General features: G+C 64.2%; 18 protein-coding genes and 1 tRNA gene. 11 read left to right on the top strand and 8 right to left on the bottom strand.

All coding sequences use genetic code 11. The features are described 5' to 3' along the window. Nucleotides 1–83 precede the first annotated feature (83 nt). Nucleotides 84–767, top strand: a complete 684-nt coding sequence (locus EBN1_RS01610) for a phosphatase PAP2 family protein (protein WP_011236173.1) — start codon at nucleotides 84–86, stop codon at nucleotides 765–767. Further along, the gene (locus tag EBN1_RS01605; RefSeq protein ID WP_011236172.1) at nucleotides 764–1,126 is read left to right on the top strand and encodes a diacylglycerol kinase; all 363 of its coding nucleotides are present in this window, start codon (nucleotides 764–766) and stop codon (nucleotides 1,124–1,126) included. Before EBN1_RS01610 ends, EBN1_RS01605 begins: the two co-directional genes overlap by 4 nt. A 99-nt stretch (nucleotides 1,127–1,225) precedes the next feature. Here EBN1_RS01605 and EBN1_RS01600 read toward each other — a convergent pair whose 3' ends face one another. Beyond that, nucleotides 1,226–2,674, bottom strand: coding sequence for a tryptophanase (locus tag EBN1_RS01600; protein WP_011236171.1), 1,449 nt, complete (start codon nucleotides 2,672–2,674; stop codon nucleotides 1,226–1,228). Between the two features lie 276 nt (nucleotides 2,675–2,950). Here EBN1_RS01600 and EBN1_RS01595 point away from each other — a divergent pair, with 276 nt between their 5' ends. Continuing rightward, the gene (locus tag EBN1_RS01595; protein WP_041645508.1) at nucleotides 2,951–3,154 is read left to right on the top strand and encodes a hypothetical protein; all 204 of its coding nucleotides are present in this window, start codon (nucleotides 2,951–2,953) and stop codon (nucleotides 3,152–3,154) included. Between the two features lie 83 nt (nucleotides 3,155–3,237). Here EBN1_RS01595 and EBN1_RS01590 read toward each other — a convergent pair whose 3' ends face one another. From EBN1_RS01590 to trmA, 6 genes are all read right to left on the bottom strand, one after another. Next, nucleotides 3,238–4,764, bottom strand: coding sequence for an ArnT family glycosyltransferase (locus EBN1_RS01590; RefSeq protein WP_011236169.1), 1,527 nt, complete (start codon nucleotides 4,762–4,764; stop codon nucleotides 3,238–3,240). Then, nucleotides 4,765–5,037, bottom strand: coding sequence for a lipid-A-disaccharide synthase N-terminal domain-containing protein (locus EBN1_RS01585; protein WP_041645506.1), 273 nt, complete (start codon nucleotides 5,035–5,037; stop codon nucleotides 4,765–4,767). Between the two features lies 1 nt (nucleotide 5,038). Continuing rightward, the gene (locus EBN1_RS01580) at nucleotides 5,039–5,782 is read right to left on the bottom strand and encodes a glycosyltransferase family 2 protein (protein ID WP_011236168.1); all 744 of its coding nucleotides are present in this window, start codon (nucleotides 5,780–5,782) and stop codon (nucleotides 5,039–5,041) included. Between the two features lie 181 nt (nucleotides 5,783–5,963). After that, nucleotides 5,964–8,036, bottom strand: a complete 2,073-nt coding sequence (locus EBN1_RS01575; protein WP_011236167.1) for an LTA synthase family protein — start codon at nucleotides 8,034–8,036, stop codon at nucleotides 5,964–5,966. A 749-nt stretch (nucleotides 8,037–8,785) separates the two neighbouring features. Next, on the bottom strand, nucleotides 8,786–10,000 hold the full coding sequence (locus EBN1_RS01570) for an amino acid aminotransferase (RefSeq protein WP_011236165.1): 1,215 nt from the start codon (nucleotides 9,998–10,000) through the stop codon (nucleotides 8,786–8,788). Nucleotides 10,001–10,067: 67 nt separating this feature from the next. Further along, a complete protein-coding gene (gene trmA / locus EBN1_RS01565) occupies nucleotides 10,068–11,174 on the bottom strand; it encodes a tRNA (uridine(54)-C5)-methyltransferase TrmA (protein ID WP_011236164.1) in 1,107 nt (368 codons plus the stop codon). 168 nt (nucleotides 11,175–11,342) lie between these two features. Here trmA and EBN1_RS01560 point away from each other — a divergent pair, with 168 nt between their 5' ends. The 3 genes from EBN1_RS01560 (at nucleotide 11,343) to EBN1_RS01550 (ending at nucleotide 13,871) form a co-directional block, all read left to right on the top strand. After that, the gene (locus EBN1_RS01560; protein WP_011236163.1) at nucleotides 11,343–11,846 is read left to right on the top strand and encodes an inorganic diphosphatase; all 504 of its coding nucleotides are present in this window, start codon (nucleotides 11,343–11,345) and stop codon (nucleotides 11,844–11,846) included. A gap of 184 nt (nucleotides 11,847–12,030) precedes the next feature. Next, nucleotides 12,031–13,014: a diacylglycerol/lipid kinase family protein gene (locus tag EBN1_RS01555; protein WP_011236162.1), complete on the top strand. Its 984-nt coding sequence runs from the start codon at nucleotides 12,031–12,033 to the stop codon at nucleotides 13,012–13,014. Then, complete coding sequence (locus tag EBN1_RS01550) at nucleotides 13,014–13,871, top strand: metallophosphoesterase family protein (protein WP_011236161.1); 858 nt, start codon at nucleotides 13,014–13,016, stop codon at nucleotides 13,869–13,871. Before EBN1_RS01555 ends, EBN1_RS01550 begins: the two co-directional genes overlap by 1 nt. A 32-nt stretch (nucleotides 13,872–13,903) precedes the next feature. On the opposite strand, the gene EBN1_RS01545 is transcribed toward EBN1_RS01550, so the two are convergent. Next, nucleotides 13,904–14,899, bottom strand: coding sequence for a glucokinase (locus EBN1_RS01545; protein ID WP_011236160.1), 996 nt, complete (start codon nucleotides 14,897–14,899; stop codon nucleotides 13,904–13,906). A 155-nt stretch (nucleotides 14,900–15,054) separates the two neighbouring features. Between EBN1_RS01545 and EBN1_RS01540 the strand changes: the two genes are divergently transcribed. From EBN1_RS01540 to EBN1_RS01520, 5 genes are all read left to right on the top strand, one after another. Continuing rightward, entirely contained in the window at nucleotides 15,055–16,743 is a 1,689-nt protein-coding gene (locus EBN1_RS01540) for an alpha-glucosidase (RefSeq protein WP_011236159.1), read from the top strand. A 118-nt stretch (nucleotides 16,744–16,861) separates the two neighbouring features. After that, nucleotides 16,862–17,749 (top strand): cache domain-containing protein, encoded by an 888-nt coding sequence (locus EBN1_RS01535; RefSeq protein WP_011236158.1) that lies wholly within the window; start codon nucleotides 16,862–16,864, stop codon nucleotides 17,747–17,749. 209 nt (nucleotides 17,750–17,958) lie between these two features. After that, nucleotides 17,959–18,035, top strand: a tRNA-Arg gene (locus EBN1_RS01530). Between the two features lie 174 nt (nucleotides 18,036–18,209). Beyond that, nucleotides 18,210–20,333 carry a S8 family peptidase gene (locus EBN1_RS01525; RefSeq protein ID WP_011236157.1) on the top strand — a complete coding sequence of 708 codons (2,124 nt, stop codon included), beginning with the start codon at nucleotides 18,210–18,212 and terminating at the stop codon, nucleotides 20,331–20,333. Nucleotides 20,334–20,564: 231 nt separating this feature from the next. Next, complete coding sequence (locus EBN1_RS01520; RefSeq protein WP_011236156.1) at nucleotides 20,565–22,265, top strand: IS1634-like element ISAzo14 family transposase; 1,701 nt, start codon at nucleotides 20,565–20,567, stop codon at nucleotides 22,263–22,265. The last annotated feature ends 198 nt before the right edge of the window (nucleotides 22,266–22,463 follow it).

The raw sequence follows: 22,463 nt of genomic DNA, 5'->3' as shown, positions 1-22,463 counted from the left end.
ACGCCGCGGCAGCGCAAATCCAGAAGGAACCGAACCGGCAGGAACCTCAACCTGCCCGGCGGTGGTTCGTCGGAGGCAATAATTTGCGTTTTCTTCGGAACTGGCTGGAGCCGCGGATACTCGGCATAGTCGCTGCCGTGACGTCCGCGCTGTGGATCTTCATCGAGGTCGCGGAAGACGTTGTCGAAGGGGATACGCACGCCCTCGACAACGCGCTCCTGATGGCCTTGCGGGCGCCCGGGGACGCCGACGCTCCCTTGGGTCCGCCATGGATCGAAGCGGTCGCGCGGGACATCACGGCGCTGGGCAGCTTCAGCGTGCTGGGCCTGGTGGTTGCGGCGGTGACGGTCTTTCTCCTTCTGGCCAAGCGGCACCGCATGGCGATGTTCGTGCTGTTCGGGACGAGCAGCGGGACGCTGGCTTCCGTCTTGCTGAAAGGTGCTTTCTCCCGGCCCCGGCCGGATATCTTTCCGCATGGCGACTTCGTCATCTCGGCAAGCTTTCCGAGCGGGCATGCAATGCTCTCGGCAGTCGTGTATCTGACACTCGGAGCCTTGCTGGCGCGGCTGGTGCCGCGGCGTGGGCTCAAGCTCTATGTGATGTCGATCGCGCTGGCGCTGACCGTGATCGTCGGTCTCAGCCGGATCTATCTGGGCGTGCACTGGCCGACCGACGTTCTCGCCGGTTGGGCTGCGGGGGCCGCGTGGGCGCTGGGGTGGTGGGGCGCAGCGGAGCTCGTGAAAATCCGCAACGGCGAGCGCGAATGAAGGGCCGTTGTTTCCGCGAACGCCTCGGTTTCGCGCTGCATGGCCTGCAGCTCGCGATCAGTCGGGAGCGGAGCTTTCGCGTGCATGTTCTGGCTGGCGGAGGCGTGCTGTGCGTTCTGCTGGTGGCCCGGCCGCCTCTCGTATGGTGGACGGTGCTTGCGCTGACGGCCGGTTTCGTCATGGTGACCGAACTCGTCAATACCGCACTCGAGACGCTGGCCGATCATCTTCACCCGGAACGGCATGCGGAGATCGGCGCATGCAAGGACATCGCGGCAGGCGCGGTGCTTGTCGCCACCGCGACGGCGTTCGTCGTCGGGATCGTTTTCGCCGCACAGTGGTTCCGCGGCTGGTCCTGAGACTGAAATGGCCGCTCGAGAACAGGAGGCATCCGGCCGACGGGGCCGCTGCGGCGGCCGCCACCCCTTCCGCACGGCCGCCGGTTACTGGGCCCAGTCCTACAGGCTGTCGCCGAAGTCCTCGCGGAATTTCTCGAACAGCTTTTGCTGCCAATCCGAAACGGGCTTCAGCCGGCCATAGAAGAAACGCAGGATTTCAGGCTCTTCGGTGAACACGAGGCCGCCGATGAGGTGGCGGTTCTCGTGCAGCCACGAGATCCGGTCGATCGCGTATTTGACCTGCGACAGCGTGAATACCCGGCGCGGCAACGCCAGCCGGACCAGTTCCATGTTGGCCAAGACTTCGTTGCCGTCGGGGTCGCGCTGCTCGGAGAGCGTGCCGCGCTCCATGCCGCGTATGCCGCTGGCGATATACAGCGCCGAGGCGAGCGCGCCGGCAGGGTATTGCGCCTGCGGGACGTGCTCGAGGAACTGCATGACGTTGAGGTGGCAACCGAGGCCGCCGGCCGGCGTGATGACGGGAACGCCGCGTTTTTGCAGCTCGTCGACCATGAAGCCGATGAACTGCGGCCCCTGGTTGATCACGTCCTCGTCCATCGTTTCGTCGAGGCCGACCGTCAGCGCTTCCATTTCGCGCACGGACATCCCGCCGTACGTGAGGAAGCCTTCGTACAGCGGGACCAGCCCGCGCATCCTGCGGTACAGCTCCTCGGTCCTGATGCAGATGCCGCCGCCGCGTGCGCAGCCGAGCTTGCGTGCCGAGAAATAGATGATGTCGCACAGGTCCGCCATCTTGCGCGTGATCTCGCGAATGCTCAGATCCTTGCAGCTTTCCTCGCGGTTCTTGATGAAGTGGAGGTTATCGGCGAGCAGGCTCGCGTCGAGCACGAGCAGGACGTCGTGCTTGTCGCACACGCGACGCACGTTGGTGAGGTTCTCGAGCGAGAACGGTTGTCCGCCGATGAGGTTCGTGCCCGCTTCCATGCGGACGAACGCAATCTTGTTGCTGCCGTGCTCTTCGATGACCGCCGACAGCCTGGCGATATCCATGTTCCCTTTGAAGGGATGGACGCTGACGACTTCGAGGCCGGCATCCGAGACCAGCTCTTCGATGACCCCGCCGTTCAGGGTGATGTGCGCTTTGGTGGTCGTGAAGTGATAGTTCATCGGCACGATCGAGCCCGGCGATACCAGCACTTGCGACAGGATGTTTTCGCAGGCGCGCCCCTGATGGGCGGGCAGGAAATAGGCCATGCCGAAGATTTCCCGGAGCTTGCTTTCGAGCCGGGTGTAGGTCGCGCTGCCGGCGTAGCTGTCGTCGGCGATCAGCATCGCGGCCTGCTGTTGATCGCTCATGGCATTGACACCGCTGTCGGTGAGCATGTCCATGAAGACGTCCTTGTTCTGCAGCAGGAAAGTGTTGTTGCCTGCTTCGGTGATCGCCTTGAGCCGGTGTTCCACCGGCGGAAGGTTCAGCTTCTGTACGATGCGTACCTTGTGCATTTCCAGCGGAACCTGCTCTCCGCTGAAAAACTTCACCTGTGCCATGTTGTTGCCTCCGGATGCTGTGGAATTTCGGGGTGAAGCAATCGATTCTCGAGGGAAGAATTGCCGGCGGCGATTATCCCCTGCCTGTTGCGGTGGACCAAACGCGGAACGATCCTTGCCGTTTCGTCACGCCGCGGGAACGGCAGCAGAGACGGTATGAAACCCGTACGGCCGAGCGCAGGCGGGGCGGTTGTGGCATAGTCGGCGGAGGGAGGCTCGATCGCGGGCCCGCGTCCACCTCGTTTCAATCGGCTTGGCCGAACCAAAGGGAATCTCTTGGCAAAACCAAATTACCAGTTCGAAAAGCGCCAGCGGGATCTGGCGAAGAAAAGCCGGCAGGAAGAAAAACGCCGGCAGAAGCTCGCCGCTAAAGCCGGCGCTGGCGAAGCTCCGGCCGACATCGACGAAGCGCCGTCGGCCGATGACGCCGGCTTGCGGCCCCCACCCGCGAACGGTGGGACAGAGTCCGGCAGCACGTAACCCCAGCCGGGCGCTGCCGAAAACAACGCTCGGTGCTTCCTGCACTCTTTGGGGCCCCCGCTGAGCCGGATCCCCTCAGGCGCTTACTGCAACGCCGAGTGCCAGGTGAATCGGTACACCCTGGCTGGCGGCTTGCCGCCGCATCGCCCGTTATCCGCGTCCAATCCGACCAGAAACCAGTCGGCGCGGGAAGTCTCGCCGAGCCTGCGCGCCCTGTCATGCCGGAAGCATCGTGCCAGATCCCGCAGCGGAACGAGCGCGAACGATTGCGGATGGCTTCGCAGCCAACTTGCGGCATCGTCCATCGTGACCTCCGACTGAAAGCCGAAATGCACGATCGGTTGGCGCGCAAACAACCAGTGCCCTTCGCGCCAGTCGATCAGTGCCAGTTCCGCTCCGCCCGTCAGTTCGGCCGCCTGGCGCATGATGCCTTCGTGAGGATTGAGGCCGTCGCGGACCGGTTCGATGAAACCTTCCACGAACCAGGCGACGAACCAGAGCAGGGCGGCACCGAGAAAGATCTTTCGCGCGCGCGGGCGGTGGGCAAACCAGCGGCGCAGCAGCCACGGCACGAGGGGTGCAACCGCCAGCACCAGGCCGGGCAACGCCGGGTATATGTACAGCTTGCGCTTGCCGCTGCTCAGGCAGAAGAACAGCAGCACCAGCGCGACCCAGCCCAGCAGCACCAGCGTGCGGCCGTCCCGCTTCGCCAGCTGGCGCCGCCACGCCGGGATGAGCCACGGCAGCGCCGGCACGATCGGCAGCCAGTACTTCGGGATCACTTCGGCAAAAAAATACCAGAACGGCTCTTGGTGCGCCCAGGCCTTCGTGTAGCGCTCGGCCGTTTGTCGCAGCAGGATCTCTTTCACGTACGCGAGACTGTCGGCGTCCGCCTGCAGCAACACCATGACGACCAGCGGCAACAGCCACAGCGATATCGCTGCCAGCGTCGCGGCGAGGCCGAGGGACCAGCGCACACCCTCGCCAGGCATGCGGGTGACGCCCGACCAGCCGGCGTGCACGGCCCAGGCGTACGGAATCAGCATCAGGGCCGGCAGGAAGCCGACGCCCTTGCTGATGACGCCGAGTCCCATCGCGGCACACGCGACATAGAACCACCCCCACGCTGGGCCGAGCATGAGATGGCGCACGAGGCCGTACACGGCGAGGACGATCCACAGGCACAGGAAACCGTCGATCTGCCCGGCCCTCAGGATGCTGTAAGTCTGGTAGCTCGCGAGAAACAGCAGTGCGGCGATGATCCCGATGCGCCGATGCCACAAGCGTCGCCCGAGATCGTACAGGCACGCTGTCGCGACGACGCCGGCGAGCAGCGCCGGGAGGAACAGCGCGACCACCGGCGAGCCGGTGAGCTGAACGAACAGCGCCACCGTCCACATGAACAGCGGCGGTTTGTCCGGATAGATTTCAGCGGCGCGATGCGGAATGAACCACGACCCGTCCTGCAGCATTTCCAGCGCGACGCCGAGAAAGCGCTCTTCATCGACGTTCAGCGGCTGTCGCAGGCCCAGTCCGGCGCCAACCATCAGCAACGCCAGCAGCATCAGGCCGAGGAGCTCCACACGCGGCGAAAAAGTGTTGCGTACCACTCAAGTTTCCTGCTCTTTTTGTCGCGCGATCAGCTGCAGGTTGCGCAGGTAGACGATGAAGCCGAACGACTGCCCGACGATGAACACTGGATCCTCACGATAGATCGCGTAAGCCAGCAGCAGCGCACTGCCGACCAGGCTCAGGTACCAGAAGCCGACCGGAATGAGGCTGCGTTTCTTGTATTCGCTGTACAGCCACTGCAGCGCGAAGCGGCCGGTGAACGTCAGCTGGCCGGCGAAGCCGATCACCAGCCAGAGTGTTTCCTTGCCCATCTCAGCCCTCCGTTTCGGTCGCGACCGCATCCAGGCGGGTGCGCCTGATCAACCACCACACGCCGAACAGATCGAGGATGCCGACCAGGGCCCGGTCGAGGTTTCCGTATTTGGAGGTGCCAGTTCTGCGCGGCCGGTGATTCACGGGATGAACCACCGTTCGCCCGCGGTGGCGCTGGATCAGCGCCGGCAGGAAACGATGCATGTGATCGAAATAAGGCAGGCGCAAGAACGCTTCCCGTTCGATGAGCTTGAGGCCGCAGCCGGTATCGGGCGTCGCGTCCTTCAGCAGCCTGCTGCGCAGCCCGTTGGCCAAGCGCGACGCCCAGCGCTTGCTGGCCGTGTCACGGCGAGTGACGCGGTGGCCCGCCACCAGCTTGATGCCGTCCGGCCGACCTTCGGTGCCGCGCACCAGCGCGAGCATGCCGGGAATGTCGGCCGGGTCGTTCTGGCCGTCGCCGTCGAGCGTCGCGAGCCAAGGGCCGCGCGCCGCGAGCACTGCGTGATAGAGCGACGTGCTTTGCCCGAGCGAGCGGGGATGGCTGAGGATGCGCAACTGGGGGAAGCCCGCGCTTTTCAGCGCCCGCAGCTCGGACGCGCTGCCGTCAGTGCTGCCGTCATCGACGACGATGACCTCGTAGGCTTCGCCGGCGAGCGCGCTGCGCACTTCTTCGAGGAGCGGCGCAAGGTTGCCGGCTTCGTTCCTCGCAGGAATAAGGACGGAAACATAAACGTTATCGTGCATGGGGTGACTCGATTGTTGCGACAGGTTGTTGCCCCGCCAGTCGGTGCGCGAAGCTGCCGACGAAAGTACGTCCGGCATTGCGGCCGGGATGAGGCAATTTTTCGCAAGAAAATATCCCGACTTCGGACGAGGGTATTATTTTATCCGGATTTTGCATTGGCCCGGTCCGGCTGCCGCAGGCTCACCGGCTTTGCGCGGCTACGCCCGCGGTGTTTCCGACCAGGCTCTGCGTGGCAGTCTGCACGAACGCGTGCAGCATGCCGCGCAGCTGCGCTTCGTCCGCGGCGTTGATCACCCGCGTGCTAGCCGCAGCGTCGCCGAGCCGGTAGTCATAGAGCCGCGGTGCCAGGCCCTTCGGTTCGACGAGGATGCGGCTTCCCTTGAGGATCGCGACCGTCTGGTCGCTTCCCGACGGCTTGATGACGCCGATGCCCTCGTCTCCTGCCGGCAGGTTGAGCAGATCGCGCCCCCAGCACTGGTGACGCACCTCGCCGCCGAGACGTCCCATGATCGTCGGGACGATGTCGGTCTGCGTTCCGACCGTATCGCGACGCATGCCGAAAGCCTGCTGGATGCCGGGTCCGATCAGCAACAGCGGCACGTTGAAGCGGTGAAGATCCATCTCGGTGATCTGTTCGTCGGCACCGAAACCGTGGTCGCCGACAATCACGAACAGCGTGTCGCGGAAATATTTCGACTTGCGCGCTTTCTCGAAGAACTGCCCGAGCGCCCAGTCCGAATAGCGCATCGCGGTCAGATGGTCGTCGAGGGAACCGTGGCCGGTGACCGGTTCCACGGGCAGCGTCTGCGGCAACGCGTACGGCGTATGGTTCGACAGCGTTTGCAGCAGCGCGTAGAACGGCTTGCCGTCGGAATTCTTCTGCAATTCTTCGGCTGCGCGGTCGAACATGTCCTGGTCCGACACCCCCCAGGTCGGATCCGAAACCACCGGGTTGACGAAGTCATTGCGGCCGATGAAGCGCGTCATGCCCTGGTTGCTGAAAAAACCGGACTGGTTGTCCCACGCAAAATCGCCGTTATACACATAGAGGTCGTCGAACTCGCGCGCCCGCAGCAGCTGCGGGAGACCGGAAAAACGATGTCCCCCTTCGGGCATCTGCATCAGGTATTCGAAGCCGGGCAGGTTCGGGAAACATGCCATCGTCGCGAACATGCCCTGATGGGTGTGCGTGCCGTTCGAGAAGAAGCGCGTGAACAGCACGCCTTCGCGCGCGAGCCGGTCGAATTGCGGCGTGATGCCGTCCTTGCTGCCGAGTGCGCCGACATAATGCCCGGCGAAGCTCTCGAGCAGGATCACGACGACGTTGCGAATCGGCAACGTGCCGGCGACGGGCGGAGTGACGTCGCGGCGGATGTTCGCGCTCTCGGCGTCGACGAGGCGGTCGCCCGGGGTCAGCAACATGCTGCGCACGATCCGGGTCGCCTCATATTGCGGCATCGAGGTTTTCCACATCTTGTCGCCGGACTCGAAGAATCGGCTCTTCGCCGCGGCGATGAGAGTGAGAGTGCCGTTGAGCCCGAGCTGGTTCGCGAACATCGAATCGGTCGTATACGCGTCCCCCCAGCGCAGCGGCGGTCCCTGGCGCAGCGTGCCGCGCGCGGCAACGACCGAAACCGCGAGGCACAGCACCAGCGCAAGCCAGCGCGGGCCGGGACCGAAGCGGCGTGCACTGCGGGAATCATCGCGCCGTGGCGCAGTCAGCCGGTCGATGACGGCGAAGAGCCGGAACAGTCCCCAGCTTGCCAGCAGCCAGGCCGCGAGGTAGCGCAGCACCGGGAAGCCGTGCCACAGCATGCTCAGCACAGTTGCCGGATCTTCGCGCAGGTACTGGAAGACCAGGCTGTTGAGGCGCTGGTGGAATTCCCGGTAGAAATCGAGTTCGATCAGGCCGAGGAACAGCGCAATGCTCGCCGCCGCGGTCAGCCAGGCCCTGTGCGCGCTTCGCGCTGCCATCGCCCGCACGGCCCCCATTGCCAGAATCAGCGGCGCGCAAAGGTACACGACGAGCCGCAGGTCGAATCGCAGCCCGGTCAGGAAAGCTTCGGTGAAGGTTGCGACCCCGGTGTCGCCGATCAACGCCCGGTTGTAGACGAGCAGCGCAAGGCGCAGCGCGGCGAACATCAGCAGCAAGGCGATTGCGGACAATGCCGTGAATGCAAGGTGGGAACCGAGCGTGGGCGCAGACGCCGCAGCGGAGGGCTGCTGCGGTTCCGGGAGTTGCGGTTGACTCATGTCGAAAGATCCAGTCTGGTGAGGCCCGATGCCGTGGATACGGTTGCGTCCGGCCCGCCACGCGAAGCCGCCGTAGTCAGGCATGGCGGCCGGTGCGCCGCGACTTTGGGGCAATGCAGGTGAAAATTTCGTTGAGCCGCGATGAGCTGCGCTTGGCGAAGGAGTGGGTGGCAAACGGGAAAGCCGGCGTCGAGGCAAGGCAGGTCGTTCTCGCTGCCGATTCGCTCCGGAACGGACTTTGATTTCCGTGAACATCGCCCCGATGCGAGCAGCTTTTTCATACGCGCGTCCTGACTTGGTTAGCGCACCCAGGTCGGGGCACGGGCAGAATCTAAACGCGTGAACATGAACAAAACATGAACTGCCTGCTCGCGCTGCAATCATGGCGCGAGGTTTCCCGGCGCAGAAGATCGAAAGTGAAGGAGCGCCGGGGGGCGGGGCGGAACGCGGCGGGACCGTTTGTGCCGCGTGTGTCCGGCGGTGCCGGAACGAATTCGCCCGCGGGGGCGAAGATCAGCGCCACGTCGAGTTCGTCGGGCGGGTTCTCGCCTGCGGCGCCTGCCCAATTGGCGACGAGTGCTCTCGCGAACGTTTGGTTGGCGTCGTCACCGGCGCGCGTGAAGGTGTAGAACGGCCGGTGCTGACAGGCGAGCACCTGCGTCAGGATATGCGCCGCGGCGAATGGAATCGTGGCGCGCGGCGCGGCGACGAGCGCCGCTGCGTCCGCACGCGGCGCGCGGAAGGAAGGATCAGGCAGCGGCGGTGCCGGCCTCCTGCAGCACGGCAGCCATCGCTTTCGCGACGTAATCGACGTTGCCCCGGTTGAGACCAGCGACGCACATGCGGCCGGACTGCACGACGTACACGGCGAACTCCTCGCGCAGGCGATCGACCTGCTCGGGAGTCAGCCCGGTATAGCTGAACATGCCGCGCTGTTTGACGAAATAGCTGAAATCCCGCCCCGGCAAGGTGCTGCTCAGTACTTCGTGGAGCTTCTCGCGCATCGCCTTGATGCGCTCGCGCATGCCACGCACTTCACCGACCCATTCCTCGTGCAGTCCGGCATCGTTCATGACTGCGGCAGCGACCCGGCCGCCATGCACGGGCGGGCTCGAGTAGTTGCGGCGCACGGTGAATTTCAGCTGGCCTAGCACGCGCTCGGCTTCATCGGCATCCTGGCACACGACCGACAGGCCGCCGCAGCGCTCGCCGTAGAACGACAGGTTCTTGGAAAACGAGTTGCTGACGAAGAAACTCACCCCTGCGTCGGCCATCGCCCGGGCCGCGTACGCATCGTCGTCGAGGTTGTCGCCGAAGCCCTGGTACGCGATGTCGAGGAACGGGATCAGTCCGCGCGACGCCACCACTGCGATCACTTCCTGCCATTGTGCTGTCGACAGGTCGACGCCCGTTGGATTATGGCAGCACGGGTGCAGCAGCACGATGCTCTGCGCGGGCAGCGACTGCAGGGTCTCAATCATCTCGTCAAAGCGCACGCCGCCGCTCGCCGCGTCGTAGTACGGGTAGTCGTGCACTTCGATGCCGGCGCCCTCGAAGATCGAACGATGGTTGTCCCAGGTCGGATCGCTGACCCACACTTCGCTCGCCGGAAAATACCGCTTGAGCAGGTCGGCGCCGACCTTCAATGCGCCCGAGCCTCCGATGGTCTGGATCGTCGCGATGCGGCCCGCGCGCAACGCTGCGCTGTCGGGACCGAACAGGAGTTTCTGGACAGCGGCGCGATAGTCGGCCGCTCCTTCCATCGGCAGGTAGGGCCGCGGACCGGGATTTGCCGCCAGCGCTGCCTCGGCCTTCTCGACCGAACCGAGCAGCGGGATGCGGCCCTCTTCGTCGTAGTAGAGCCCGATGCCGAGGTTCACCTTCCGCGGGCGCGGGTCGTGGTGGAAAGTTTCGACGAGGGAGAGGATGGGGTCGCCGGGATAGGCGTCGACGTGCTCGAACATGGGAAAGCGGGTCCTTTGCAGTGGTGTGGTTGGATCGGACATCATCGTGCCGTTCGCCCCGCATAAGTCAAGGAGCTCGCGGACCCCCGCGCCGTGTCAGCAGCAACCCGCACTCCAGGTGCCGGGTGTACGGAAACTGGTCAAACACCGCTGCGCCGGCGATGCCGTGCGTCGCCTGCAGCGCGGCGACGTTTTCCTGCAGCGTCTGCGGGTTGCAGGAGATGTACAGGATGCGGTCGAAACCGCGCGCGAGCTCGACCGTCGGCGCGTCCAGTCCGCTGCGCGGCGGATCGACGAACAGCGTCGAGAACCGGTAGCGGTCGAGGTCCACGTCCTTCATGCGCCGGAATTCCCGCGTGCGGGCGAGCGCGGCGCTGATCTCGTCGCTCGACATGCGCACCATCGCGACATTGCCGATGTCGTTCGCGGCGAGGTTGTAGTGCGCGGCCTCGACCGACGTCTTGCTGACTTCGGTGGCGAGCACCCGATCGAACAAAGGCGCCAGCGCGACGGTGAAGTTGCCGTTGCCGCAATACAGCTCCAGCAGGTCGCCGCCGACTCCGCGCACCTGTTCGCACGCCCAGCCGAGCATCTGCCGGTTTACGCCGCCGTTGGGCTGCGTGAAGCTGCCTTCGATCTGCTTGTACTGCAGCGGGCGGCCATCGAGCGCGAACCGTTCCAGTACCCAGTCGCGGTCCAGCACGATTTTCTGCTTGCGGCTGCGCCCGATCAACTGCACGTTGAGTTCGGCCGCCAGTTCCCGTGCTGCCGCTTCCCAGCTTTCGTCGAGCGGACGGTGATAGATCAGGCTGATCATCAGTTCGCCGCTGAGCGTGGCGAGGAACTCGACCTGGAACAGGCGGCGCTTCAGGGTTTCGCTGGCTCGTAGCCGTTCGCGCAGCCGAGGCATCGCCGCACAGATCGGCTCCGCGGCGATGTCGAACTGTTCGATTGCGATCGGTTGCTTCGGCTCGGCGGGGTCGAACATTGCATAATCGATGCGCTCGCCGTCGTGCCACATGCGGAATTCGGCGCGCAGCCGATAGTGCAGCGGCGCGGAGGGGAAGACCGTCGGCTCGGGGACGGCGAAGGGGGTGAAAGCGTGTTTGAACTGGGTCACTTTATCCGCGAGCTGCGACGCGTACTCGGCGGGGTCGATGGCGGGTAGAGGCATGAAATCCGTGGGTATTGCGAGGGTATTGCCGTGTCGAAGAGAGGTCGTTTCCGGGCGAAGCGCGCGAAACGGCGAAAAAGCCGCAGGGCCCGGTGGCCCGGGCCACCGGCCGAGGACGAAATATACCCTTGTCCGTGCCCGCACGCCGGAACGGCGTAGGCTTGCGCAATGAACGACGCAACTTCGAGTCCTTTTTTTTTCGATCAGGAGCCGCCCGAGTTCGAAGTCCTGATCGAGATTCCGAAAGGCAGCTTCGTAAAACGCGGTTCGACCGGTCACGTCGATTTCATCTCGCCGCTGCCCTGTCCGTTCAATTACGGCTCAGTGCCGGCCTACCTCGGATGCGAAGGCGACCTGCTCGACGCGCTCGTGCTCGGGCCGCGCCTGGCGCTCGGCAGCCGGGTCGTGACGAGGGCCTGGGGCGCGGTGATCCTGAGGGACCGCGGCATGACCGACGACAAGCTGGTGTGCGCCGCGCGTCGCCCGAGTCCGGCCGAGTGCCGCGCGGTGCTGCGTTTCTTTCATCTTTATGCCCGCTGCAAGGCGCTGCTGAACCTGTGGCGGGGCCGGGCGGGGCGCAACGCCTGCGAAGGCTGGTGCGAAGCCGCCGAAGCGATGGGCCGGGCGCGACCGAGAGACGGGAGGTGGAGCGGACCGGCGATCGGGTTCTGATCGGAGGGCAGTCGATGCTATTGCTACGGCCGCCCCATTCGGCACTCGTTGCGGTGACGCGGGACTCGCCGTTGGCCCGCGGACGGCTGCTTTTGCCCCAGTGTGTTTCTGGAACTGCCGGCGCAGCGTGCCGTCATTACGTCGAGCCGAACTGCTCGACCACCCGGTCGCACTGGAGGAAACGTTGACTCGCCAGAGCCTGTCCCTTCATCCGCTGCCTCCCGCCTCGCCGCTGGCCGCCGGGCCGCGGCAGTTGCCGATCACCGTCGTGATGAACGCCGGCTCCGGCCGCGAGGACAAGTCCGAAGCCGGCGCGGCGATCGAAAAAGTGCTGGAGGCGAGCGGCCGCGACGTCGAGCTGCTGGTCGCGAAGCGGCCGCGCGAACTGGCGGCGCTCGTTCGCGCGGCGGCCGATCGGCGCCCGGGCATCCTCGCGGCGGCCGGTGGCGACGGCACGCTGAATGCCGTGGCTTCGGTCGCGTACCAGCGCAGTTTGCCGTTCGCGGTCATCCCGCTCGGGACCTTCAACTACTTCGCTCGAGAACTCGGCATTCCGCTCGATCCGGCGGCTGCGGCGCAAGTGGCCGTGGACGGGTCGATTCGCCGCGTCCCGATCGGCGAGGTCAATGGCAGGCTCTTCCTCAACAACGCGAGCATCGGCCTTTACCGTCGTCTTCTCGAAACGCGTGAGGTGCACAAGCGGCGCTTCGGGCGCAACCGCTTCGTCGCGTTCGTCTCCGGGCTCGTCACGCTGATGCGTGAGCACCGTCCGTACCGTTTGGCCCTGCAGATCGACGGCCGGCCGCTGAACTTGTCGACGCTGACGGTGTTCTTCGGCCGCAACGCGTTGCAGATGGAGCACCTCGGCCTGGACGAGGCGGTGTGCGTCGCGCGCGGCGAATTGGCCGTGCTCGCGTTGCGGGAGGTCGGCCGCCACGACCTGCTGGCGCTGGTGCTGCGCGGTGCGCTGGCCCGCCTCGAGACCGCGGAAAACCTGCGCCAGTATTGCGCGCTGACGGTGCAGATCGAGCGGCTCGACGAGGGCACGCCGCATATCCGCGTCGCGCTCGACGGCGAACTCGTCGACTGCGAGCTGCCGCTCGTCGTGAGATCGGTGCCGGAGGCGCTGCAGGTTCTCGTGCCGGCAGTGCCCGAGGTGCGCGCGTGATGCGGCTCGCCCATATTTCGGACCCGCATTTCGGCACCGAGGAGGCGCCGGTCCGCGATGCGCTGCGTGAGGATCTGCTGCGCGAAGCGCCGGACCTCGTCGTGTTGACCGGTGACATCACGCAGCGCGCCCGGCAGGCGCAGTTTCGCGCTGCGCGAGCCTTCCTCGACAGTCTCGCGCCGCTTCCGGTGCTGACGCTGCCCGGCAATCACGATCTGCCACTGTTCGACCTCTTCACCCGCTTCACCGCGCCTTACCGCCACTACCGTCGCCATATCTGCGCGTCGCTTTCCCCGCTGTGGCGGGGCCGCCGTGTTGCGGTCGTCGGCGTCAATTCGACCCGCATGCTGCGCCATAAACATGGCGAACTGCCGGCGCCGCTCGTCGAGCAGGTCGCTCGCCAGCTTGCGGCCCTTGGCGAGTCCTTCAAGGTCGTCGCACTGCACCACCCGCTCGAGATCATCGAGCCTTCCGACCGGCGCAACCGCGTCCGCGGTGCCGATGCGGCGCTCGCCGCCTGGATCGCCGCCGGAGCCGACCTGTTTCTCGGCGGACACATCCATTTGCCGTACTGCGTGGCGACCGGCGATGGCTCGCGCGATGCGCTGGTGCTGCAGGCCGGCACATCGATGTCGACCCGGCGTCGCAACGGTCGGCCCAATTCCTACAATCTGGTGCGTTTCGTGCCGATCGCGCTGCGCGGCGCAGGGGAGGCGGGCCTGCGGCGTATCGAAATCGAGGAACGGGATCACGACGCGCGCATCGGCCGCTTCACGATCGTGACGTGTCGCGAGGCGGTGTGCACCGGATCGGGCTGGAGCCTGCTGTCGCAGGGCGCGGTTCCGCTGCCGGGCTGAGCGGCACGGCCGATTGCCGGGCGTTATCCCCGTCAGGTGCCCGTTTCGCCGGCGAGCGCGTTGTCGAGCGCCGTCGCGGCGCCGAGCAGCGCAGGATATTCGGCGAGGATGACGTAACAGGGGATGCGCGCGAGGTATTCGGAAAACCGTCCTTTCTGTTCGAAGCGCCGGCGGAAATCCGATCGATCGAAGAAGTCGCCGAGCTTCGGCACGATTCCCCCCCCGATATACACGCCGCCGAATGCGCCCAGCGTCAGCGCGAGGTCGCCGGCGACGCTGCCGAGCATCCCGCAGAAGACCTGCAGCGCCTCGGCGCACCATGGACAGCTCGCGGCCATCGCCCGGGCGCTGATCTCGTCCGCTTCGAGGGCCAGCGGCGGGGCGCCCGCGAGCTGCCGGATCGCGTCGTGCAGGGCGATCAGCCCCGGTCCCGACAGCGCCCGCTCGGCCGACACGTGGTCGAAGCGCGCGGCGAGCACTGCGATGAGCTCCGCTTCGCGTGGCGTGGACGCCGCCAGCGTGACGTGGCCGCCTTCGCCTTCGAGCGGCGCGTAGCCGTTGCCGCAGCGCACCAGCCCCGACACGCCGAGACCGGTGCCCGGTCCGATCAGCGCGACCGGCCGCCCGGCGCACTCGTTGCCGCCGCCGATCTGACGCCGTTCACCGGCCTGCAGTCGGGGCAGCGACAGCGCGAGCGCGGTGAAGTCGTTGAGGACCACGAGCCGCGCGAGCCCGAGCTCGATGCGCAGCTGCTCGATCGAAAACGACCAGTCGTGATTCGTCATCCGTACCCGATCGCCCTCGACGGGATTCGCGATGCCGAACGCGGCGACACGCGGCCCGGCAAGTCCCCGTTCCAGCAGCAGGTAAGCCTGGACGGCCTCCAGGAGTCCGGCGTGATCGTCACAGCACAGCGTGCGAAAGCGCGTCGGCGGGCTGCCCGGCGAGTCGATGACGGCAAAGCGGGCGTGCGTGCCGCCGATGTCGCCGATCAGCCGGGGGTAGGTGTCGGAGCAGCCAGTGGGCATCGGGGCGATCGAAGCGGATGGACAGAACCGGGAGAGTGCCCGCCGCGCGCAAAAGTGTCCACCTTGCCTGCCCGGACGTAGACGCGGCAACTCGCGGAACGGGCCGGAACTGCGACAATCGACGGTTTGGCACTCGACAGCGAGGAGAAGCACGGATGAGGACGGCAGGCGACAACGCGGGTGGCAGGGCATGGTGGAAGGAGGCCGTCGTGTATCAGATCTATCCGCGCAGCTTCATGGATTCGAACGGCGACGGGATCGGCGATCTGAACGGCATCACCGTGCGGCTCGACTACTTGAAGTCGCTCGGCGTCGACGTGATCTGGATCTGCCCGGTGTTCAGCTCGCCGAACGATGACAACGGGTACGACATCAGCGACTACCGGGCGATCATGGACGACTTCGGCACGATGGCGGATTTCGACTGCCTGCTCGCCGAAGTCCACCGCCGCGGCATGCGGCTGATCCTCGATCTCGTCGCGAACCACACCAGCGACCTGCACCCGTGGTTTCTCGAATCGCGCGCGTCGCTGAACAACCCGAAGCGCGACTGGTACTTGTGGCGCGACGGCAAGGACGGGCGCGAGCCGAACAACTGGGAGAGCATTTTCAAGGGCTCGGTGTGGAAATACGACGACAAGACCGGCCAGTATTTCCTGCACCTGTTCTCGGAGCGGCAGCCGGACCTGAACTGGGACAACCCGGAAGTGCGGACCGCGATCTACGAAATGGTGCGCTGGTGGCTCGACAAGGGCGTCGACGGCTTCAGGCTCGACGCCGTCAGCCACAAGAAGAAGGAGCCGGGGCTGCCCGACATGCCGAATCCGCACGGCCTCGATTACGTGCCGTCGTTCGAGAAGCACATGAACGTCGATGGCGTGCTCGACTACCTGGACGAGTTGTGCCGCCACACGTTCGACCACTACGACGTGATGACCGTCGGCGAAGCCAACGGCGTGTCGCCGGAGCAGGCCAGAGCCTGGGTGGGCGAGGAGCACCGGCGGCTCAACATGATCTTCCAGTTCGAGCATTCCGCGCTGTGGAAGAAGGCGCCGCGCAACGGGCTCGACCTTCCGGCGCTCAGGGCCGTGCTGACGAAATGGCAGAAGAGTCTCGACGGCACCGGCTGGAATGCGCTGTTCCTCGAAAACCACGATCTGCCCCGGGTCGTTTCGCGCTGGGGCGACACCGGCCGCTACTGGCGTGAGAGCGCGACTGCGCTGGCAACGATGTATTTCCTGATGCAGGGCACGCCGTTCATCTACCAGGGGCAGGAACTCGGCATGACGAACAGCCGCTTTGCGGCGCTCGATGATTTCAACGACGTCCTGACGAAAAATCGCTTCGCGTCGATGAAGCGTGAAGGGCTCGCCGAGGGCGACATCATCGACCTGTTGTCGATCGTCTCGCGCGACAACGCACGCACGCCGATGCAGTGGGACGGGTCGGCGAACGGCGGGTTCAGCTCCGGCACGCCGTGGCTGCGCGTTAATCCGAACTTCAACGAGATCAACGCCGAGCTGCAGGAGCGCAACTCCGCGTCGGTGCTGAACCATTACCGCCGCCTCATCGCGCTGCGCAAACGCGAGCCCGGGCTCGTCCATGGCCACTGCGAGCTGCTGATGGAGGACGACGCGCAGATCTATGCCTACAGCCGAACGCATGGTTCGCAGCGCTACGTGATCATCACGAACATGACGCGCGACGAAGCCCGATACCACCAGCCGGACCTGCTGCTGGACGGCGGCGGATTGCTGCTCGCGAACCAGCCGGTCGAGCCGCACACCCCGACCGACAGTCTGCTGCTCGAGCCGTACGAGGCGCGCGTGTACCGTTTTCGCTGACCGAACGGGCGGCCGCTGTGGAGGGCGTCGGGAGGCGTGCGACGAGCATGTCTCGACAATCACCGTCATATCCGATAATTTTTGTGCATCCAATCATTGCTGAAACTGATTCCAGACCATGAAAACAACTTTTCGTATCGTTTCCCTGTGCCTGTGCAGCCTCGCGTTTCCGACGGCTCACGCCGCCGCGCTCGCATCCGCCGCAACAGCTCCGGCCGCACAGGCCGATCTCGTCCAGCGCGCCGACGAGAACCGCAGCCGCCGCCTGCTCGAGAAGGCCGTCACGCACTATCGCGAGAAGGGCGAAGCCGCGCTGACCGATTTCAACCGGTCGCCGGCGTTCAGCGACAAGGAGCTGTACGTCTATGTGCTGACCCTGGATGGCGACATGCTCGCGAGCGGCGGGCCGTCCGTTGCGCTGGTCGGACGCAACGTCGCGACGATGAAGGATGGCTCCGGCAAGGAGTTTTTTCGCGACATGCTCGACACGGCGGCGAAAACAGGCCACGGCCGTATCGAGTACCGCTGGCTCAACCGCGTCGACAACCGCATCGAGCCGAAGGTCACGCTGTTCGAGCGGGTAGACGATCGCATCATCGCCGTCGGCTACTACACGCCGCGCGCCACTGCCGAGCAGGCGAAAGGCCTGCTCGAGCGCGCCGTGACCGCGCTGAACGAAAAGGGCGACGCCGCGCTGGACGCTTTCAATGCGGTCGACGGCGGTTTCATTCAGGACGATCTCTACGTCTTCGTCATCGATATCCCGACCCGGCGCTTCGTCGCCCACGGCGGTTCTCCCGCAATGGTCGGCACCGACGGCAGCGCGCTGCGCGACCCGAAAGGCAAGGCCGTCGTCACCGACATGCTGAACATCGTTGGGCGCAAGGGCGAAGGGGAACTCGATTACGCCTGGCGCAATCCGCTGACGGAAAAGCTCGAGTCGAAACACAGCTTTTTCCGCAAGGTCGGCGACAAGATCGTCGGCGTGGGCTATTACACCCGCTGAGCCGCGCCGCCCGCGAAAGTGCTTGCGCGGCGCGCAGGGCCTGTCCATAATGCCGGCCTGCGCGTCTCACGGTAGCTCGCAAGAGCGGGAAAAGTTCATCAAATCGATGATTCGACAGGGTTTTCGATGAAATTGCGGTGATTCCGAAAAAATACCGTGAGGTGGTTGACGCAGCAGCGAGACCTGTTAAAATCTCGCTTCTTCACAAGGCGCCCGTAGCTCATCTGGATAGAGTACTTGGCTACGAACCAAGGGGTAGGGAGTTCGAATCTCTCCGGGCGCGCCAGAATAATCAAGCACTTAGGCCAGTCGAAAGACTGGCCTTTTTGCTTTGGTGCATGCCCCGACGTTTTGGTAGCCATTTGGTAGCCATAGGCGAAAAGGGCTACCTGCGAATAGCTGTGGGTGCCCTCAACTACCCACCGCTGCATAATGAAAATTCTAAGATCGAGTACAGTCTTTGAAAAAGCTCTTTCTCGCGCTCACACTCTCTGTCGCGAGTTGTCCTGTATTTGCGTCACAGTCGCTCACGTGGCTCAATTTGGCGAGACAGGCCGAACGCAACAACAGCGCCTTCGTGACGCAGGTCAAAGGCATCGCGGCGGTCGATTCCGGTGTTCGAGGGAAGGGAGTTACGGTCGCAGTCCTTGATACCGGGGTGCAAGGGCTGCATCCGGAGTTTTTTGGCCGATTGCTTACCGGATTCGACGCAACGACCAAAATCACGATTGCGGCCCCCTTCCTCGCAGATCGTGATGGCCACGGTACGCACGTGGCGGGCGTGATTGGAGCGGCGCGAGACGGTCGAGGAATGCACGGAATAGCCCCGGAGGTCAGTCTCCTTCCGGTACGTGTATTCGACGATGACGGCATCGCAACTAGTTCTTCCCTTGGAAATGGGCTCAGATACGTGAATGACAGCCCAGCGTTTGTGGTAAACCTCAGTCTTGGCGCGCCGAGACCACTGGATGCTTACTTCGAGTCAGCGCTTCTCGGCAACATTCAAGCCGGCAAGCTTGTCGTCGTTGCCGCTGGCAATGGCGGTGGAAGAAATCCGACTTGGCCAGCACGATACGCAAAAGAGGCACCTGTGAACGGCCAGATTATCGTTGTGGGCGCCGTTGACGAAAATAATCAACTCACCAGTTTTTCAAACAGCGCCGGTGATACAGCAAATCGGTATATCGTCGCACCCGGTGTCGGCCTGATGTCGACCTACAATGCATCCGCGAGCGGTTACGGGCACATGAGTGGAACTTCAATGGCCGCCCCCGTCGTGAGCGGTGCAGCAGCGCTATTGAAATCAAGGTGGCCAGCGCTAAACGCCAGGCAAACCGCAGAGATTCTTTTTAGTACGGCAACGGATTTGGGGGAGCCAGGAGTTGACCCGATGTACGGTTGGGGTCTTCTCAATGTCGAGAAAGCGATGCGGCCGGTTGGGGGTTTGGGCCTTTTGACTCATGCCGGCACTATTCCGGTGAGCCAGGCGCAGGCACAGCTTTCGCCCGCGGCAGCAGGTGCGGCGAAGCGACTGCAGGGCATCAGCCTATCCGGGTTTGACCATTTCGGAAGAGATTTTAAAACTGACATCCCACTAGTTCGAATGCGTTCTGGCGAGTTGGAGACGAACACGTTACAAAAAGCTGTAGCCGTACTGGGTAGTCAACGGATCCCCGTTACCAATGGCCGCCTTTTTCTTGCTCGATCTGGCCCGGCGGCAAGTGGCTCTAGAGCAGGAGGTACGTACCTTGTACAGCATTTCTCGGGCAGTCCGATCGAAATTACTTTCGCGACTGGCGCCTTGACTGGAGTCTGGCATGGGCTCGCTGACTCGGCCCTGCCGGGCATGGGATCTGCAGCTTTTGGGCTGTCAGATAATCCGTACTTCGGATTCGTCAACGCAACACGACATGCTGGGATCGGCGTTCAACTCGCTGGCGCTTGGAAGACGAAAGTTGGATTCCTGACACGTGATAATCGCGGAGGAGAGTCCGGTGGATCCGGGGCGTCAATCGCCGAGATCAGCAGAACTTTTGGATCTGACCTCTGGATTAGTATTCAGGGGTCCCTGTTCACGGAGCAGGGTATTCTGGGAACTCGTCTTAAGCAGGGGAGTCAGTACTCACGGGGAAGGGTAATGACCTTCCGGGCGGCGCACAAATGGTCAAATACAATTACTTCATTCGTTAGCTACAGTGGCGCAAGAAATTCGATGCGTCAGACCGGCATTTTTTATGATGTGAACTCGTATTCTGACGCATGGACGTTAGGTTTGATTGGCGAGCATCACTGGCGAAAGAATGACCGCCTGCTTCTTGAGTTGTCAAGGCCTGTCGCGGTGACGGCTGGAGCACTGACAGCGCAATGGGTCAATGGCTTCAATGAAGATGGCAGCGAACGCATCGAACGCCACATGGCATCCATGGTCTCCGAAAAAAGAGAGATCAAGCTTTCGGCGGCGTATCTGTATCCGTTAGCCGTAAACGCTTATTTATCGTTCGGCTTTCATTGGCGCGACAACGCAGACAACGTTAACGACGCGAGCAAGATCGGCGGGGCAATGAGTTGGCATGGGCAGTTTTGACAGCAGAGTGAGCCTCTTGCAAAAGTCCGACTTCGGAATTGTGAAGCTGAGGCGCTCGCCCGCCGGGAGCGCCGGGGTTCGACACTTAACCCCGATTTTCGCCCCTTTTCGGAAAGTGCCTCCAGCGCCGGCGCGGGTTTGACGGCCGCGACCGCAAAAGTGCTGTGGTGGCACGTTTGTAACAGCCACGCCCAAACTTGACGGTACTTTGTAGGTCGCTAAAGTGGCGGCATGCACGTCAAGCTCACTACCTCCGGAGGCCGCCGCTACGTCCAGCTCGTCGAGTCCTATCGCGACGAGGCCGGACGGGTAAAGAAGCGCACCGTCGCCACGCTTGGCCGCGCCGAGCAGGTCGATGGTTCGCTCGACGCAGTGATCAATGGCCTGCTGAAGATCACCGGCCGTGAGCCGATGGGTGCCAAGCCACCGGCGCCGACGGTGTCGTTCGAGTCCGCGCGGGCACTCGGTAATGTGTGGGCACTCACGGAGTTGTGGCGGTCGCTGGGCTTCTCCGGGCTGCGCCGGGTGTTTCGCCGCACGCGCCGCACCACCGACGTGGAAGCGCTGATCCGCCTGATGGTGCTCAACCGCCTGTGCGACCCCGAATCCAAGCTCGGCGTGCTGCGCTGGGTGCAGACGGTGGCGCTGCCCGAGTTCGGGCCGAAGGTGGTCACGCACCAGCAGTTGCTGCGCAGCCTCGATGCGCTGGTGGATTATCAGGACGAGGTCGATGCGGTGGTCGCCGGGCTGCTGCGCCCGCTGATCGACCAGGATCTGTCGGTGGTCTTCTACGACCTCACCACGATCCGCAGCGAGGGGCTCAGCCAGCAGGCCGGCGACGTGCGCCAGTACGGCATGGCCAAGGAGGGGCTGATTGCCCGCCAGTTCATGCTCGGCGTGGTGCAGACCGCCGAGGGGCTGCCGATCTACCACGAGGTGTTCGACGGCAACACGGCCGAGACGCGCACCTTGCTGCCCACGCTCACCAAGGTGCTCGAGCGCTTCCCGTCGGTGCAGCGCCTGGTGCTGGTCGCCGACCGGGGACTGCTCAGCCTGGATAATCTCGAGGCACTCAAGGCCGTGCGCCTGGCCAGTGGCAAGCCGCTCGAATTCATCGTCGCGGTGCCAGGCCGGCGCTACAACGAGTTCATCGAGTTGCTCGAACCGTTCCATGAGCAACAGTGCGCCACCGCCACGCAGGAAGTGGTCTCGGAGCACGCCTGGAACGATCTGCGGCTGGTGGTCGCGCACGACCCGGTAACAGCGGCTGCCAAGACCGGGCAGCGCAACGAGCGCATCGACGCGCTGATCCGCCAGGCAGACGAATGGTCGGGCAAGCTCACCGAGCAGGACGAAGGCGTGAAGCACAGGGGGCGCAAGCTCTCGGACAGCGGTGCCAAGGCGCGCTTCTACCACGCGGTCAGCGAAGCGCACCTGTCGCGCATTCTCAAGGTGGATCTGGGTGAGGAGCTCTTCAGCTACCACATCGACGACAAGGCGAAGCGTCTTGCCGAAATGATGGACGGCAAGCTGCTGCTGGTCACCAACGCCGAGGGCCTCGCCGCGCAGAACGTGATTCAGCGCTACAAGTCGCTCGCCGACATCGAGCGCGGTTTCAAGGTGCTCAAGTCCGAGATCGAGATCGGCCCGGTGTATCACCGCCTGCCCGAGCGGATTCGCGCGCATGCGTCGATCTGCTTCATGGCGCTGATCCTGCACCGGGTGATGCGTAGCCGGCTGAAGGCCGCCGATGCGGGCTACACGCCCGAGCGGGCGCTCGAGCAACTGCAGCGCATCCAGCATCACCGCGTGCGCCTGAACGGCGGCGAGCCGGTGGCCGGGGTGTCGACGATCAGCACCGAGCAGAACGAGGTACTTCATGCACTGGGGATAGGAAAACCAGCGGCGCCGGAGCAGTTGGCGCTGTTGTAGTGGCATTTTTGAAAGTTCGCTGTAGCAAAAACAAGCACTTGCGAGCGTAACTGTCGAACTCGGGGGAGCGAGATTTTCTCGTCGGCGAAGTCGGCAGGGCTTTCCGGCTAGGTCATTGGCATGTTTTTGCCATTTTTGGACGGAGCGAGTCCTGCGTCATCGACGGCAAGGGTGTCAGGGCAGGCGTTGAGGTGCGGC

The organism is Aromatoleum aromaticum EbN1 (assembly GCF_000025965.1).
GTDB lineage: Bacteria > Pseudomonadota > Gammaproteobacteria > Burkholderiales > Rhodocyclaceae > Aromatoleum > Aromatoleum aromaticum.
This window is presented reverse-complemented; position numbering and strand designations above follow the sequence as displayed.

Coding starts and splice junctions, on each gene's coding strand:
- EBN1_RS01600 (WP_011236171.1), bottom strand. CDS start 2,674: ATGGCACAGGTGAAGTTTTTCAGCGGAGAGCAGGTTCCGCTGGAAATG.
- EBN1_RS01570 (WP_011236165.1), bottom strand. CDS start 10,000: ATGTTCGAGCACGTCGACGCCTATCCCGGCGACCCCATCCTCTCCCTC.
- EBN1_RS01550 (WP_011236161.1), top strand. CDS start 13,014: ATGCGGCTCGCCCATATTTCGGACCCGCATTTCGGCACCGAGGAGGCG.
- EBN1_RS01575 (WP_011236167.1), bottom strand. CDS start 8,036: ATGAGTCAACCGCAACTCCCGGAACCGCAGCAGCCCTCCGCTGCGGCG.
- EBN1_RS01605 (WP_011236172.1), top strand. CDS start 764: ATGAAGGGCCGTTGTTTCCGCGAACGCCTCGGTTTCGCGCTGCATGGC.
- EBN1_RS01580 (WP_011236168.1), bottom strand. CDS start 5,782: ATGCACGATAACGTTTATGTTTCCGTCCTTATTCCTGCGAGGAACGAA.
- EBN1_RS01545 (WP_011236160.1), bottom strand. CDS start 14,899: ATGCCCACTGGCTGCTCCGACACCTACCCCCGGCTGATCGGCGACATC.
- trmA (WP_011236164.1), bottom strand. CDS start 11,174: ATGCCTCTACCCGCCATCGACCCCGCCGAGTACGCGTCGCAGCTCGCG.
- EBN1_RS01585 (WP_041645506.1), bottom strand. CDS start 5,037: ATGGGCAAGGAAACACTCTGGCTGGTGATCGGCTTCGCCGGCCAGCTG.
- EBN1_RS01560 (WP_011236163.1), top strand. CDS start 11,343: ATGAACGACGCAACTTCGAGTCCTTTTTTTTTCGATCAGGAGCCGCCC.
- EBN1_RS01535 (WP_011236158.1), top strand. CDS start 16,862: ATGAAAACAACTTTTCGTATCGTTTCCCTGTGCCTGTGCAGCCTCGCG.
- EBN1_RS01540 (WP_011236159.1), top strand. CDS start 15,055: ATGAGGACGGCAGGCGACAACGCGGGTGGCAGGGCATGGTGGAAGGAG.
- EBN1_RS01520 (WP_011236156.1), top strand. CDS start 20,565: ATGCACGTCAAGCTCACTACCTCCGGAGGCCGCCGCTACGTCCAGCTC.